Source organism: Halopelagius fulvigenes (genome assembly GCF_042662625.1).
In the GTDB taxonomy this organism is placed as follows: Archaea; Halobacteriota; Halobacteria; order Halobacteriales; family Haloferacaceae; genus Halopelagius; species Halopelagius fulvigenes.
The window spans coordinates 1-15,462 of record NZ_JBHSXH010000015.1 but is presented as its reverse complement, the minus strand read 5'-3'; the positions used below and the strand labels follow the sequence as shown (position 1 = coordinate 15,462).

Annotated in this window: 12 protein-coding genes, 1 tRNA gene and 1 rRNA gene; 4 read left to right on the top strand and 10 right to left on the bottom strand. The window is 66.7% G+C overall.

The genetic code is table 11. The features are described 5' to 3' along the window. Positions 1 to 5: 5 nt before the first annotated feature. From ACFQEV_RS09985 to ACFQEV_RS09970, 4 genes are all read right to left on the bottom strand, one after another. Positions 6 to 776 (bottom strand): 7-carboxy-7-deazaguanine synthase QueE, encoded by a 771-nt coding sequence (locus tag ACFQEV_RS09985; RefSeq protein ID WP_379695422.1) that lies wholly within the window; start codon positions 774 to 776, stop codon positions 6 to 8. After that, positions 776 to 1,270, bottom strand: a complete 495-nt coding sequence (locus tag ACFQEV_RS09980; protein WP_379695419.1) for a 6-pyruvoyl trahydropterin synthase family protein — start codon at positions 1,268 to 1,270, stop codon at positions 776 to 778. Before ACFQEV_RS09980 ends, ACFQEV_RS09985 begins: the two co-directional genes overlap by 1 nt. Positions 1,271 to 1,344: 74 nt before the next feature. Beyond that, on the bottom strand, positions 1,345 to 1,743 hold the full coding sequence (locus ACFQEV_RS09975) for an acyl-CoA thioesterase (protein ID WP_379699822.1): 399 nt from the start codon (positions 1,741 to 1,743) through the stop codon (positions 1,345 to 1,347). Positions 1,744 to 1,820: 77 nt separating this feature from the next. Next, complete coding sequence (locus tag ACFQEV_RS09970) at positions 1,821 to 3,161, bottom strand: DUF389 domain-containing protein (protein WP_379695417.1); 1,341 nt, start codon at positions 3,159 to 3,161, stop codon at positions 1,821 to 1,823. A gap of 239 nt (positions 3,162 to 3,400) precedes the next feature. Here ACFQEV_RS09970 and ACFQEV_RS09965 point away from each other — a divergent pair, with 239 nt between their 5' ends. Next, positions 3,401 to 3,799, top strand: a complete 399-nt coding sequence (locus ACFQEV_RS09965) for a hypothetical protein (protein ID WP_379695415.1) — start codon at positions 3,401 to 3,403, stop codon at positions 3,797 to 3,799. 227 nt (positions 3,800 to 4,026) lie between these two features. Here ACFQEV_RS09965 and ACFQEV_RS09960 read toward each other — a convergent pair. From ACFQEV_RS09960 to ACFQEV_RS09950, 3 genes are all read right to left on the bottom strand, one after another. Then, positions 4,027 to 4,100: transfer RNA gene (locus ACFQEV_RS09960), tRNA-Tyr, on the bottom strand. Between the two features lie 40 nt (positions 4,101 to 4,140). Further along, positions 4,141 to 6,435, bottom strand: a complete 2,295-nt coding sequence (locus ACFQEV_RS09955) for a DNA methyltransferase family protein (protein ID WP_379695413.1) — start codon at positions 6,433 to 6,435, stop codon at positions 4,141 to 4,143. Between the two features lie 149 nt (positions 6,436 to 6,584). Beyond that, the gene (locus tag ACFQEV_RS09950; protein ID WP_379695411.1) at positions 6,585 to 8,720 is read right to left on the bottom strand and encodes a DEAD/DEAH box helicase; all 2,136 of its coding nucleotides are present in this window, start codon (positions 8,718 to 8,720) and stop codon (positions 6,585 to 6,587) included. 90 nt (positions 8,721 to 8,810) lie between these two features. Here ACFQEV_RS09950 and ACFQEV_RS09945 point away from each other — a divergent pair, with 90 nt between their 5' ends. After that, on the top strand, positions 8,811 to 9,782 hold the full coding sequence (locus tag ACFQEV_RS09945) for a hypothetical protein (RefSeq protein WP_379695409.1): 972 nt from the start codon (positions 8,811 to 8,813) through the stop codon (positions 9,780 to 9,782). 36 nt (positions 9,783 to 9,818) lie between these two features. On the opposite strand, the gene ACFQEV_RS09940 is transcribed toward ACFQEV_RS09945, so the two are convergent. After that, positions 9,819 to 10,406 carry a hypothetical protein gene (locus ACFQEV_RS09940; RefSeq protein ID WP_379695407.1) on the bottom strand — a complete coding sequence of 196 codons (588 nt, stop codon included), beginning with the start codon at positions 10,404 to 10,406 and terminating at the stop codon, positions 9,819 to 9,821. A 1,257-nt stretch (positions 10,407 to 11,663) separates the two neighbouring features. Here ACFQEV_RS09940 and ACFQEV_RS09935 point away from each other — a divergent pair. After that, the gene (locus ACFQEV_RS09935) at positions 11,664 to 12,884 is read left to right on the top strand and encodes an orc1/cdc6 family replication initiation protein (RefSeq protein ID WP_092534549.1); all 1,221 of its coding nucleotides are present in this window, start codon (positions 11,664 to 11,666) and stop codon (positions 12,882 to 12,884) included. Positions 12,885 to 13,141: 257 nt separating this feature from the next. Here the strand turns inward: ACFQEV_RS09935 and ACFQEV_RS09930 are convergent, their stop codons facing one another. Beyond that, positions 13,142 to 13,960 (bottom strand): helix-turn-helix transcriptional regulator, encoded by an 819-nt coding sequence (locus ACFQEV_RS09930; protein ID WP_379695405.1) that lies wholly within the window; start codon positions 13,958 to 13,960, stop codon positions 13,142 to 13,144. Positions 13,961 to 14,065: 105 nt separating this feature from the next. After that, positions 14,066 to 14,626 (bottom strand): TATA-box-binding protein, encoded by a 561-nt coding sequence (locus tag ACFQEV_RS09925; RefSeq protein ID WP_092534543.1) that lies wholly within the window; start codon positions 14,624 to 14,626, stop codon positions 14,066 to 14,068. A 759-nt stretch (positions 14,627 to 15,385) separates the two neighbouring features. Here ACFQEV_RS09925 and ACFQEV_RS09920 point away from each other — a divergent pair. Next, positions 15,386 to 15,462: ribosomal RNA gene (locus ACFQEV_RS09920) — 16S ribosomal RNA — on the top strand; the annotation flags it as partial.

Genomic DNA, 15,462 nt, shown 5'->3' with positions numbered 1-15,462 from the left:
GATGGTCACGTCTCGGGGGCGTCGTTCCACAGGTCCACGTGCAGGCGGGGCGTGTAGCGGTAGCCGTACTCCGCGGCAAGGTCGGCGACGACGTTCCGCGTCGCGTCGAGTTCCTCGCGGGTCCGCCCCTCCGGCATGAGGAGGACGTCCTCGTCGTTCAGGTCGGCGTCGGCGCGTTCGCGCACGTCGGCGACCAGCGACTCTATCTCGTCCATGTCGTCGGGACCGGTGACGACGAACTTCAGTTGCACCTCGTGGCGTTCGAGGAGCGTCGTCAGTGCGTCGAAGTCGATCCGTCGCTCCTCGTGGCGGGCCTCCCACTCGCCGGGGGTACCGTCCGGCGCGTTATCGGGGGTCGGGGTGGAGGTGGAGAGTTTCGGGCTGACGCTGGCGAGGTCGATGGGCGCGTCGGGCGCGAGCGTTCCGTTCGTCTCCACGGTGAGGTGGTAGCCCTCGTCGGCGAGTCGTTCGAGGAGCGTCGCCGACGCGTCGTGGAGCAGGGGTTCCCCGCCCGTGAGGACGACGTGGGTCGGGTCGCGGGCCTCGACTTCCTCGACGATTCGCTCGACGCTCATCCACGCGTGCGTCGGGTCCCACGAAGTGTGGTAGGAGTCGCAGAACCAACAGCGGAGGTTACAGCCGCTGGTTCGGACGAACGTGCTCGGGACGCCCGCAAGTTTCCCCTCGCCCTGCAGGGAGGCGAACAGTTCGTTCACGGGGAGGGCGGGCCCTTCGGGGGCGTCGTCGGGCCGTTCGACGGTCGAGGTGACGGGCATCAGCGGAACCCCGCGCAGAGTTCGCCCGTCTCGCGCACCTCGACCGACACCTCGGAGACGGTGTCGGGGAGGTCGTCGGCGAGTTTCCCCTCCAACACGACGGCCATTACCTCGGCCGTCGGGGGCGCGTCGAGGACGACGGCGGCGTCGGCGTCGCCGCTCTCGTCGAACGCCTCGACGAGGGGGTCGCCCGACTCCAACAGGAACATGTGGTCCCACTCGTCTATCACGTCGGTCACGTCGCCCTTGTCCGCGACCCACCCCTCGTCGGTGAGTTCGCCGACCAGTTCGACCGAAATCTCGTAGTTGTGGCCGTGCGGCCGACTGCACTTGCCGTCGTGGTGGAGGAGCCTGTGACCCGCGCTGATCCGGACGGGGCGATCCGAACCGATGCGGAGGACGCGTTCGCCCGCGCGGGCGACCGGCGAGTCGGCGTCGCCTCCGTCACCGCCGCGAGTATCGCTCCGAGAAGACGGGGGTGTTCTTCCAGTCATCTCGCGGTATTACCTGTCGGGGAGAGAAAAAGGCACTCATCGAGTCGGGCGGCGGAGAACAGCCCTGAGAGGGTTCAGTCCTCGGAACCCGTCTCGGCTCCGACGGCTTCGCGCCACGCGTCGGGGACGCGGACGGACTCGCGCGTCTCGGGGTCCACGACGACCTGGACGGACTCGCCGGTGGCGACCACCTCGCCCTCGTACGTGAGTTCGTACGCCATCGTGAACGAGGAGTTGCCCACCTCGGGCACGTCGAGTTCGACGGAGACGGTGCCGGTGCCCTCAATCGGGCGGCGGTACTGGAGTTCGAGGGAAGCGAGGACGATGTTGAGGTCGGTGCTCCGGAGGCCGATGACGTCCTCGAAGAAGTCGACGCGCGCCTGTTCGCAGTAGGTGGCGTAGACGGCGTTGTTCACGTGTCCGACGGCGTCTAAGTCCTGAAACCGAACGTCGACTTCGGCCCGGTAGGGCAGTTCGCTCATGGGGGAGCCATCTCCCGCGAGCGGTTAAGTTTCGACGGTCGGGGGGACTTTCGCGGCGGTCCGACGCCTCAGGCCGGTCGAGGGGTCGCCGGCGACGGGGCCGAGGGGGCCGAGAGCGACGAGGAGTTGCCGGCGTCGGAGCGTTGGTACTCCTGGAAGCGGACCCGGACGTGGACCTGCCGACCGGTCACCTCGGTGATTCGCCCGTCGAGTTCGTCGGCCACTGAGGGCGGGTCACCCCCGTTCGCCGTCCGACTCGCGACGACCGTCACCGTCTCCGGGGAACGGGACAGGAATCCGTCGCTGTACTCGACTGTGACGGACACCGGCTTTACGTCCCCGTACTCGGACTGGGCGAGGGTTCCTTCGACCACCTCGTTGACCGTTCGCTCGAACAGTATCTGCTGGCCGGCGGCGACGCCGACGACGCCGACGACGACGACGACGGCGACTGCCGTGGCGACGAGTGCGGCACGCTTGGTAGGCTCGGAGAAGAGCCAGCCCTCCTCGCCGGGACTGTAGAACTGCACGAGGACGACGAACGCGCCGAGGTTGATGAGGACGATAGTCGCGAGGAGCAGAAGCGCCGCCCCGACGGCGACGCGGTACTCGCTCCACGCGAGGGCGATGCCGACGGTGGCCGCCGCGGGGATGAGGGCGGCCGCTATCATCACGCCGATGAGCGACGTCGGTCCCTTGGTCGTGACGCCGAACGCGCCGGCCGCGCCGGCGGCCAACCCGACGACCAGCGTGACGAACCCCGGCGAGATGCGGAGGCTGATGAGTTCGATGGACGAGACGTCGAGCGTCGTCGGAAAGAACCCGAGAAACTGGAGGAGGAAGCTGAACGCGCCCGCCGCGACGACGGCGGTCACGAGGCCGGCGGACTGAAGCCAGACGCTGTTGGCGAGCATCTGTCGGTCGCCGGTCACCCCGCCGACGGACGCCGTCAACACGGGGCCGACGATGGGCGCGATGACCATCGACCCGACGATGACCGCCGGCGAGTCGATGAGCAACCCCCCGGCGGCGATGACCGCACTCAGGGAGATCATCGCCACGAACGACTTCGGGTCGTAGCTCATGTCGCGGACCTTCGAGCGGAGTTCCGCCTCCGTCAACGGGTCGAAGTCGCCCGCGAAGCGTTGCTGCAGTTGCTCGGACCGCGGCGACATCGCGCTTTCGAGGCTCTCGACGGTCGTGTACTGGTCGCTGTCGAGGCCCGCCTCTTCGAGGCGACCCATCACGTACCCGATGGCGTCGGTGGGAACGGGAACTTCGAGCAACCACTCCTGTTCGTCGTCGCCCATCTGCGCCCGGTACCGAACGTAATCGATCTCCTCGTCGTCCAAGACGTCGGTGACGTCCGCTAACTGGTCGTCAGAGACGAGCACCTGGATACGTCGCACAGGGGACGTACGAACAACAACGGAATAGGGCTTCGGGGCAGATGGTCTGAAACGGCCGGTATCGTGACTTTCGGAGAAAGGTGTCTATCTCTCAGACCGCCGCTCTGACGGGTGACTCGGGGCAGACGACGGTGACTGAACTCCCCCGCTGGAAATGCAAGGAGCACACTTAGTGATACACTCTCTCACTAGTGACGTGCGTCACCAGGGAACACCAAACAGAGGAGACACGGCGCAACGTGCTGAAAAAGACTGTAGCCGTAGGGGCGGCGGCGACGGGTGCGACGGCGTTCGCCGGCGGTGCGGCGGCGCAACGGAGCGAGAGGCAGGGTTCGAGAGTCATCGGGGACGCTCTCAACTTCACCCGCCAGAGCGGCGGCGTTCTGGCGAGCGGGTTGATTACCGTGGTGGTCCAGAACGTCAACCTCACGGCGCTGAACGACATCACGGTGTCCATCGGCGGCGATGTCCTCGACGTGGACGTGGGCGACGTGAACATCCTCAACGACAACGTCGTCAAGATTTCCATCAGCGACGTCGTCGACATCGAAGGAAATCAGGTCGCCGTCACCGTACTTGGGTCGACGACGCAGGGCGGGTCGTTCGACCTGACCGACACGGTCAGAACGAACCTGTAACGGACGTTCCCGAATCGCCTATTTTATCCGCCGTTCCGGGCCGTATCGCCTTTTTTGACGCTACTCTCGGGTATGAATCGAGATTCGCCGCTGACTCACTCGGTCGCAGTCGGCGCGAAAGCGAGTCCGCCCTCCCCGATTTGAACTCACTCGCTCACTCCGTTCGCTCGCTGCTCAAAATCGAGTCGAGACGGACTGTTCACTACTCGCTTCGTTCGCAGGAAAAGTCCGCCCTCCCCGATTTGAACGGGGGGCAAGCCGATCTACAGTCGGCTGCTCTACCAGGCTGAGCTAAGGGCGGTCCAGTTACACCTACCGCCGTCACCCGACTTAAGAATTACTCATCGGGCGTTCGCGTCGGGGCCGCCGTCTGCGAGAAATCGCTCGACCGCGCGGTCGATACCGGCCTGCACCGCGTCGAGTTCGGGAATCGTCTTCGCGTTGTACGCGCGCTTCGAGCAGTCGACGTGGTTCGGGACGATTTCGTGCGCCCGCATCGACGCCTCCGCGAGTTCCGTCTGGTACGGCGTCGCCTCCCACTCGGGCAGTGCGAGCTCCGAGACGGTCGATTTCGACAGACTGGACTTCCCGCCCGAGGAGACGTCCCGGAGACACCGCTGGTACGGCGCGGAGTTCAGGAGGGCACAGAGGTAGTGCGCCTCCGCCCCGTCGTCGGTGGCGACGAACATGCAGTGGTCCCCCGGCACGACGGGTTTCTCGCCGAGCATCGGGTCCTCGACGGTCGAGACGACGGCGAAGTGCGGCTTGAACCCGAGGCGGCACCAGACCACCTTGTAGTCGGCCCACGTGTACGGGCCGAGGCCGAACAGGCCGTAGAACGGGCCGTCGTCGAACCACGACGACCCGCGGTCGTCGAGGCGTTCGCGGTGGTCGTTGAGGTACGCGTACGTGTTCGGCGTCCCCTCGCGGACGGCCGACTCGTTCTCCTCCCCGGCGCGCCGTTGCGGGACGAGGTGGAGGTCGTACCCGAACAGGCCGTACTTCACGACGTGTTTGGACTTCAGATACGGGTAGACGTGGTCGGGTTCGAGGTTCCGCGACTCGACGGTGTCCCTGTCGAGTCCGTACACCGCCTTGGCGTCGTCTTTCACGCCGTGGCGGATGCGGTAGTCCGCGGGGCCGAGCGCCCGGCGTTCCGCGTCGGCGTGGACCCACGGCCCGGCGGGCGAGTCGGGGTTCGCCGGGAGGTACGTCGTCTCCGCGCGGTCGAGCGTTCGGCGCATCGCCGCGAGGGAGTCGAACGCCGGGCGTTCATCCACGCCTCCTCCCCGCGTCCACCGGGTCGTCGGGACGCCCTCCGAACCGTCGTCGTCGGCCACATCGACGGCAGGCGGTTCGCCCCCGGCGACGCCCGCGTCGAGTCGGTAGAGGGCCGTCCCGGCGTCCACCTCGTCGCCGAACGGCGCGAGCGTTCCGAAGTCGTGGATTTCACGCATCGAAATCGGCCGGTCGCCGACGCGGCGGCGGCGGAGGAGTTCCCCCGCGGGGCCGGTCAACAGGTCGCGCTTGAGGACGAACGCCGCGCGGCCGCCGTCGCGCAGGAGGCGGTGGAGGCACGTCCACGCGAACGGGACGGACACGTCGTCGTTGGCGTGCCCGAGGCGGGCGTTCCGGCCGTCGTGGCAGAACAGGTCGAGGTTCGGGTCGGCCATCGGCCCGTCGCGCCACCGGTCTTTCAGTCGCTCCGTGAGCGAGTCCCACGTGAGCCACGGGGGGTTCCCGAGGAGGACGTCGGCGCGCGCGCCCGCGAGCGGTGGGTCCGCGGCCGTCGCGTCGAGTGCGTCGCCGAGGACGATAGGGAGGTCCAGATCGAGGGGTTCCGCCGCGGCGTCCAGAAGCGGTCGGAGTGCGAGGAGGACCGAGAGGCGCGAGGCGCGGACGGCGACCGGGTTGAGGTCGAACCCGCGGACGCTCTCGGCGATCCGCGTCGCCGCCGACGCGGGGTCACGGTCCGAGTCGGAGTCCGCGATGGCCGCGCGCTTGCGGTCGGCCGCCGCGGCGAGGAACGCCCCCGCGCCGCACCCGGGGTCGAGCACCGTCGCGTCGGCGAACGCGAACGGGCCGGACCCGCCCGCACCGCCCTCGCGAACGGTCTCGACGGCGAGTTCGGCGAGTCCCGGCGGGGTGTCGTACCGGCCGAACGCCCGCCGACCGAGACGCGAGACCGACTCCCGGTGGAGGGCGGCGACGTCTTCGGACGCCGCCGTCCGCACGAATCGCTCCGCGGCGTCGCGGAACCGGTCGCGGTCCGTCGCCGAGAGGTCGGCGGCGACGGCGCGGTGGACGGCGTCGAAGTCGGCGTCGAACTCGACGGCCGCGCCGTCGCCGGGACGGGTCGGCACGGACGCGTCGAAGGTCCGTTCGGCGGCGTCGAGGAGTTCCGCGAGGAGGAAATCGAGGGCGAGCGTCTGGACGAACAGGTCGCGCGCCGCCGCCTCCGGTCGTTCGTCGTCGATGGCCGAAAAAAGGTCGCCGTGCCGCCGCCGGACGAACCGCCGCCAGTCGGCCGCCGTCGCCTCGACCGTCTCCTCGCCCGCCCGAACGCGGTCCGAGAGCGCCGCGCGGTACTGCTGGACCGCGTTCTCGGCGAGGAGCGTCCGTGCGGCGTCTGTCATGGTAGTGAGTCGAACGAAGTCGTCCCTCGGCGGGACGACGGAGATACGACACAGACATTCGCCACGAACGACTTAACGGTACCCGTTCGCGGGGTCGGAGCGAGAACGGGCCGGACGGGGACGGAGGCGCGGGCCCGACCCGGCGCGTCTCAGACGAGGTCATTCTCGCGGACGCGGACGCCCTTCTCGGCGAGGTGGCGCATCTGTCGCTGCGCGAAGTCCTCCTCGCTCGTGCCGCGGGTGGCGAGGACGTAGACGAGGGCGCTCCCCGCGGGGCGCATCGTCCGCCCGGCGCGTTGGGCGCCCTGCCGTCTGGACCCGCCGAGACCGGACGCGACGACGGCCAACTCGGCGTTCGGCAGGTCGATTCCCTCGTCGCCGACGCGCGAGATGACGAGCGTCCGTAAGTCGCCCTCGCGGAAGTCCTCGAACAGGCGTTCGCGGCGGTAGTGCGGCATCTCGCCGCTGACGAACGGCGCGTCGAGTTCCGCGGCGAGGCGTTCGCCCTGGTCCAACCAATCGACGAACACGAGGGCTTTCGCGGTCGGATGCTCCCGGAGGAGGCGGCGCACCTCCTCGTCCTTGCCGGGGTTCATCCCGGCGAGTTTGTGTCGTTCGCGCCCGTCGGCGCTGGCCCACTCGTTGCGCGCGGTGTCGTCGCCCCACGGGACGTACCGAATCTCCACCTCCGGTTCCTGCACGTAGCCGGCGTCGAACAGTTTCGACCAGTCGGTGCCGATGGGCGGGCCGATGAGCGTGAAGATCTCCTTCTCCTTGTCGTCCTCGCGCACCGGCGTCGCAGAGAGGCCGAGGCGGTGCTTGGCCTGCAAGTCGGCGCTCCGGCGGTAGATGCGCGAGGGGATGTGGTGGACCTCGTCGTAGATGATGAGTCCCCACGCGCGGGAGTCGAACAGCGACCGGTGGCGGTCCATCCCCGCCGTCTGGTACGTGGCGATGGTGACCGGGCGAACCTCCTTCCGCCCGCCGTGGTACTCGCCGATCTGTTCCTCCGAGAGGGTGGTGTGCCGCAGGAGTTCCTCGCGCCACTGCGCGGCGAGTTCCCGACTCGGGACGAGAATCAGCGTCTCGCCGCCGACTTCCGCGAGAGCGCCGATTCCGGTGACGGTCTTGCCCGCGCCGGACGGCCCGACGAGGACGCCCGAGTTCTGGTCTAGGAACTTCTCGACCCAATCGCGTTGGTAGTCTCGGAGTTCGACGCGCAGGTCCACGTCGAGGGGGTCGCCGGCGTCTAACTCCCGGTCGTCCTTCACCGGGTAGCCCGCCTCGTAGAGCACGCGCTTTATCTGCGCCTCGGCCCCGTCGCGCACCCAACTCTCCGTGTCGGAGATGGGCGCGACGAGTTGCTCGTCGTCGAGTTTCTGCCGGGCGACGTTGCCCATGAGGCTCTCGGACGCGCCTTCGAGGACGACGTAGCCGTCCTCGTGGGTGTAGAGGCGGAACTGGTTGGCGCGCTTCCACTGGGACGCTATCCACTCTTCGAGGTGTGGCGACCGGGTGGGGAGGACGGACCGCAGCATCGCGATGAGGTTCCCGAGTTCGTCGAACGGGGCCTGCCAGACGTCCTCCTGCCGTATCTTGTAGAGGTAGCCGCGCGTGCCCGACTGCCTCTGACCGGTCGTGTCCACGAGGTGGGCGAACTGCGAGAGGCGCGCGCGGGTGTACTGCGTCGGACTGTCCACGACGATTTCGCGCCGTTCGGGGAACAGGACGACGCGTTCGCGCGTCGCCAGTTTCCCCCACTCGGTCGGGTACCAGACGACCGGGTCCGTCTCGACGTTCACCCGTTGGACCGACCCGGCGTCCGCGAGGGCGTCTAAGGCCTCGGACGCCGCGGCCTGCGTTGTTTGGAGGCGGCGCGCGACCTGTTGGGCGGTGACCACCGGGCGACCCTCCGCTTCGAGGGCGTCGTAGAAGGAGTCCAGAGAGATGTCGTCCTCGTCGGTAGAGTCGTCGGTGTCGGCGTCAGCGTCGGTGTCGGCGTTAGCGTCGTCAGAAGGGTCAGAGTCCGCGTTTTCGGCGGCGTCGGCGTCCTCCTCGTCGTCCGAGGCGGCACCGTCTCGGTCGCGGACGTCGCGGACGGTGTTGGGAACGGCGTCCGTCGGCGTCGGAACCTCGCCGGACTCCTCGCGGTCCTCCGCGGTCGGTCGGTCGTCCTCGGCGGCGTCGTGACCGGCGTCGCCGAGGTTCCCTCGGCGGTCCAACGGACAGGGTCCGTCGGCGTCGCGGTCGGCCGGCGGCGCGTCGCGACCATCGTCTTCGGTCATTGGGCGCGATACGAACCCGCCGCGGAAACGGGTTGCGACTGTCCGACCGGCGCACAACGGTATTGGTCCTCGGGACCGTACACCACACGGATGGCGACGGACACAGAAACCGAGCGGCGACTCCTCGAATCCGGAGTCTCCGCGCTGGAACGGGCCGGGTACAGGGTTGAACGACCGATGAGCGGTGCGCTCCCGGACGCAATCGGCGTTTGCGACGGAGACGGCGGCGGCAGCAACGGTGGCGAGGGTGGCAGCAACGGTGACGGTGATGATGGCGGCGGCGGCGACGGTGACGATGGCGGCGGCGGCGACGGCAACGGAGACGGGGACACGGGCCTGCGCGTCGGCGTCGAACCGTTACCGACGGCCGACGCCGACCCGACGTTCGTCCTCTCGCGCCTGTCGAACGACGCCTCGAACGGGCGGTTCACGCTGTTCGTCGTGGAAGACGACGCGGGCGCACGCGCGTGCACGGACGTCTTGGAGTCGCCGCCGTTCGTCCGCGACGAAGACGAACTGGGGCGGCGGACGTTCTACGACGGCCCCGGGCGAGTCGCACTCGACGGCGGGCGGTACGCCCTCCACCGCAGCGACGACCCGAACCTCCGGTGGACCGAGGAGGGGACCGACGACGAGAAGCGTCTCGTCCTCCGTGATTCGGGCCGGGGAGGAAGCGGCGGGGACGGCGGCGACGGAGAAGATGGCGGGGACACGGGCGACGGAGAAGGCGGCGACGACGAGGTGGTCGCCGTCCTGCCGAACGTGGATGCACTCCGCGCGCCGGACGCCGGGACGTTCCGGTACTCCTACGCGCGCGAGGCGGACAAGCGAATCCGCGTTCGCACCGCGGACGGGCGAGAGGCGGGCGCGTACTCCGGATTCGCCGCGATGCGGCGCGACGCGTACGTCCCCGTTCCGATGCCTCTCGTCCCCGAACACCTCTTCGCGGGGGCGGGGTCGGCCCGTCGGGAGTGGGCGATTCTCGTCGCCGACGAGGGCCACGCGGACGGCGGGGAGGGGTCGCCCCGACTACTCGGCCCGGCGGCGAGCGTCGTCAGGTAGGTGTCTCGGCCCCGGCGCGGGCTTCGACTCCGCCGGTCACCCGACCGACCCCTGTTCGTCGTCGAGGGTCCGGTACCGTTCGGGCGACATCCGGTCGTAGACGAGTCGGAGTTGGTCCGTCGCGTCGAGAAACGAGGGGAACTCCTCCAGCGTCCGATGTTCGTCGAGGTAGACGTACTCGACCGGTTCGTCCGCGATCTCCTCGAACACGTGTCGCGGGCCCGAGTTGCTCACGCCGACGAACGGACGGCCCTCGGGGTCTATCTGCGGGGTGACCTCGTGTTGGAGAAACAGCGTCGCCATGGCGAGAGCGTTCGCCAACGGCACCTGCCCGGGCGTCAACTGCCACGTCACGTCCCGCGACTCGTACTCCACCGTCGAGACGTACCCGTCGTCGAACCGGAAACACCGGACCGTCTCGTCGTCGCGTACCCACTTCGACTCGGTGCGCCGGGAGTGCTCCAGCGTCCACTCCGCCTCGGAGTCGTCCGACTCCGTCGCCCACGCCGACACGCCCCGCCGGAGGGATTTCAGGGCGCGCCGCGACGCCGCGAACGCTCGTTCGACCGGGGCAAGTCCGCGTCGCGCGATTTTCTTCCCCCCGCGGACAGCTCGTTCGGCCACCGAGGACGTCATCGTCGGCCGTTCGCAGGCAGACGTTATTGAACTGACGGCGTGCGCGTCGTTCGCAACGCACGACGAGACGTCTGACGAATCGAGGCGGGACGGAGAGGCCCGCTCACACCACGTTTCCGGTGAACGGGCTCGAAACGCACCCCCCGACCGAACGTCCGCGGCGGGGGTGACTCGATCTCGGTAGGAGTCGTCACACCACCCAATTCACCATCCGTTCTTTCCTCCCTCTCGCCGATTCCCGCGCGTTCGTCCCGAGACGCCCTTCACACCGGATTTCCGGTGAAACGCCCGGTTCTCCGTGGCGACGTCGCGTGGGACTGTACTTCCGAACGCGGGAAAGAGAGCGAATCACACCGGGTTTCCGGTGAAATGTCGGCGTCGATAGCTGTCGGTTCCTCCCCCCACTCCGCGGGCGAACGCCGGGCGACTCCGCGCGCTGAGACACACCACGTTTCCGGTGAGACGGGGGAGTCCCGGAGGCAGACGCGTTGCGGCCCACACACCGCGTTTCCGGTGAACGTCCGACGCGTCGGTGAGGTGAGAGAGCGTCTCGTTCGCCCGTCTCTGTCCTCACCACGGGGTTAGACGTACCGTGCGAACGGTTCCCTAGACACACCACGTTTCCGGTGAAAACGGTACGGATACCCGTCGAAGCTGTCGGTCGTTTCGGTTCCGGCCGCGATTCGAGGGTCGTTCGAGTTCCACTGCGCCCCGCGAACTCGGGAGTACTCCAACCGACGACGGACGAACCGCGGCCCAACGTCGAACCGAACAACAACATTTAAACGGTGGTACTGTTTAACCGTTCACCGATACACTCGCACGCTAGTGGTAGTCCGACGCTCGGACTGGTCGGACGGGAAACCGACCGTTCCTCCCGGGAAAATCGACTTCTCCCTCTCTCGACGTTCTCCGCGCACGATCCGTCGTTCTCGCGAGCGATACGTTCGGCGGGGTCAGAGGAGTCGAGCGAGGGTGTACTCCGACACCGACCGTTTCGAGGCCGTTCACTCCTCTGTGCCCGATTTCGTTCGTCCGAATCCGAGTCTCGAAATCGGTACTATCGGGAACGGCCGACCGGTTCGGTGCGTCGTTCAGACGCCCGGACACCGTGTTTCCGGTGAACTCGAACCCCCGTTTCGGGTGGACGAGACCCCCGCCGAAACGGGGGTTCACCGGAAATGCGGTGTGTGTGTCGAGAGCCAAATGACAAGCCATTTCACCGGAAACCCGGTGTGCTGTACTATGCCGAACGCCAGCGACGACCTCTTCACTCGGGAGGACCCCATCTTCGCCAACAAGGAACTCCTCGAAATCAACCACCTCCCGGGCGAGGGCCGAATCGTCGGGCGCGACGACGAGATATCAGACCTCGCCACCGCGGTCAACCCGGCCATCTTCGGACAGAGTCCGAGCAACGTCCTCATCTACGGGAAGACCGGGACCGGGAAGTCCCTCTGTGCGAAGTACGTCTCCCAACGCCTCGTCGAGACGGCGAGCGAAGAAGATGTGAAGGCGACGTTCGCCTACGTCGACTGCGCACAGGACACCACCGAGACGCAGGCCGTCCAGACTATCGCCGACAGCGTGAACCAACCCGAAGTGACTGGCATCAAGGTGCCCGACAAGGGACTCAGCACTTCGACGTATTACAAGCGCCTCTGGCGCATCCTCGACGCGCGGTACGACGTGGTCCTCATCATCCTCGACGAGATAGACAAGCTGAGCGACGACGACATCCTGATGCAACTGTCCCGCGCCGGAGAGGCGGGGAAGATTGACAAGTGTAAACTCGGCGTCATCGGCATCAGCAACAAGATACAGTACAAAGACCGGATGGACGAACGCGTGAAATCGAGCCTCTGCGAACGCGAGTTCGTCTTCCCGCCGTACGACGCGAACCAACTCCGCGACATCATGGAGGCCCGAAGCGACGCCTTCCGCGACGACGTTCTCGACGCCTCGACCATCCCGCGGGCCGCCGCACTCGCCGCCCGCGAACACGGGGACGCCCGGAAGGCCATCGACATCCTCCGGTACGCCGGCGAGATAGCGCAGTCGACCGGCGCGTCCATCGTCCGCGAGGAGTTCGTCACGCAGGCGCGCCAACGGGCCGAGACCGACCGCTTCCGCGAACTCATCCGCGGGTCCACGCCGCACTCCCGATACGTCCTGCAGGCGTTGGCTATCCTCTCGCTGTCGAACGAACGGAAGGACGGCTTCCGCACGAGTCGCGTCTACGAGGTGTACGAGAACATCTGCGCGGGACAGGGATCCGATAGCCTGTCGCTCCGGCGCGTGAGGGATCTCCTGAAGGAGCACGCCTTCCTCGACATCATCGAACAGTCGAAACACAGCGGCGGTAGCGCCGAGGGGAGTTACACGAAACACCAACTGCTGGAGGACCCCTCCGTCGTGAAGGACGTCCTCACCGAGAACGTCGAGCGGAACTCGGTCGAATCGTAGTACGAGGCGGAAGAACCGCGGGCGAACGGCGGGACGGAGCGAGGCACCCACCTTCGCGTCCCGACCCGGCCCGCCGCGAGTTCCCCCTCCCCGGGGCCGAAGGTAGAGGGACCAACCGTCGAAATACACGTCCGCGAACTCCGACGCTCGGGCGTTACCGCCGCACCTCTCCGTTGGCGACCGGAGGTTATACTTTTTTCCACCAGGTGGTGACTGAAACGATCACTGGTGAGCGGGTCAATCACTCCGCTCGCGGATTAGGCGTCGTCGCCGGCGGCGGAGTCGGACACGGACGTCTCTTCGGCGGCCCGCCGCGATTCCGCGCGGTAGCGAGCGTAGACGTCTTCGGCCCACGAGACGAACCGTTCGTCCGTACCGTCGACGCAGGCGACGAGGTTCCCCATCTCGTCGTAGGCACCGAAGATGACGTGGTTGTCCACCATGAGTAGTCCGAAGTCGAGTTCCTCCGGAGAGACGTACAACTCGAACTGGTCCAGTTCGTACGCCGCCTCGAGGGCTTCGGGGTACTCCGACGCCGAAACCTCGAGAACCGACTCGTCGATTATCAGTTCGACCGTCGACTCCGGACCGATTATCCGCTCGGCCCCCTCGTTGATGATGCCGCTGACTATCGGCGCGATGCCGTAGAACGACTCCGGAGGCTCCGTCCCCATCACCTCCAGCAGTCGGTTCACCGCGGCGTGGGGGTCACCCTTCGTCGCCGTCGTCGCGTTCAGCCCTCGCAGTACGTCGGGGCCTAAATCGACGGCCACGTCGCCGACGTGGGAGAGAAAGACAGAGAGGTCGCCGGCGACGGCCACCGTGGACTCGAAGTCGTCGTAGCCGTTTGCGACCATCGTCCCCGCGGGCGTGAGTCCGTACTCGCCGTCGTCGGTCACCTTCTCGGCCCACCCTCGCTCGACGAACGCCGAGACGGTCCGCTGTGCCGTCTCTCGCGCGCAGGAACAGGAGTCCGCCAACTCCGTGGGGCGTCGCGATGCATCGCGGAGGGAGCGGAGTATCGCTACCCTGCTCTCAGAGCCGACGAGAAACGCTACGTCCTCACGAACGGTCATGGACGCACACTACTTCCGGAAGCGGTATCACCGTTCTGGTCTCGGAGACGGACCGCACGGCGTCGTCTCGTACCGAACGACTCCCGGTCGAACGAGCGTCGGTTCTCAGTCCAGGAGACCGAGATTGTCGATGCGCTTTACGATCTCTTCGACCGCCGTCTCTGCGTCGTCGGTGCGCTTTCCGCCCGTGATGACTATCTTCCCCGACCCGAACAGGAGGATGACGACCTTCGGTTCGTCCATCCGGTAGACGAGTCCGGGGAACTGTTCGGGCTCGTACTCGACGTCTTCGAGACCGAGTCCGATGGCCAACGCGTTGAGGTTGAGGTTGTGCCCCAAGTCGGCGCTGGAGACGATGTTCTGGACGGTGATTTCGGGCGCTTCGTCCACCGGGATGCTGAGTCCCCGGAGCTTGTCGAAGATGATGCCGAGCGCTTCGTGCACATCGTCGATGCTCTTGGCCCCCGTGCAGACTATCTTCCCCGAACGGAAGATGAGCGCCGCTGCCTTCGGGTCCTGCGTTCGGTAGACCAACCCGGGGAAGTTGTCCGGGTTGAAGTCCGCACCGGGCAAGTCGTCCGCGAGTGCTTCGAGATCAAGCTCCTGCCCGATACCCGTCGATGCGACCACGTTCTGAATTTCGATGGAGTCTGCCGGCCCACTCATAGTTCGGTCAGAATTCCTCTCTCCTGCCTTATAAAGCGCCCCGTTATAAATTGGTACCGACCGACGGAGGGGTGTTTATATCCGGATGGCCGTGACATCCTCAATTATTTCTTTCTTGTTTGCGCGCGCACGCGAGAGTTATCGATATAGCCGTCTCCGGAGTCGTACGTATATTGGGCGAATATTCAACTCGTTTCGAGATACAGCCTCTTTGTCAGAAGTTCCCACCTCTCTCGGATGATTTTTCGAAATCCGTCCGAAATCAACGACCTTTTATGTAACCGGGGCATTCGTAGAAATACGCAGAGGCAGCCCGGGACGCCCCCGGGCCGCCACCGTCCGAACGCCCAACCCACCACGGCCCCAACTCGGGCCTCCCGAGTGCGACTCGCACTCACGGACAATCCGAGACGACGGCCTTAAGTGGTCGAAGGCATTTCGGAATAATGCGAACGACACACCGCGATCGCGGGCGGTTCAACCCCGTCCGCAATCGGACTTCACCACCCTCCCGGCTTCGGCCGGGAACCCAGGACGAACCGAGGCCCTTAAGGCCTCGAACGTCCTACCCTGAAGTCCGAAAGACATGAGGATTCCACCCCTGCGGTCCGCCGTACAGATGGAATCTGATGTTAGCCTTGGTAGTTCGGTGACACCCGTTCGGTGTCGTCGAATACCACAACGGACCAAGCAATATTGGTGATTCCGCTCTCTCTGAGAGCGAAATCCCGCCACCCCCCGGCCCTCTGGGCCGGGAACATTCCGGTTGATCCTGCCGGAGGTCATTGCTATCGGAGTCCGATTTAGCCATGCTAGTCGTGCGAGTTCAGACTCGC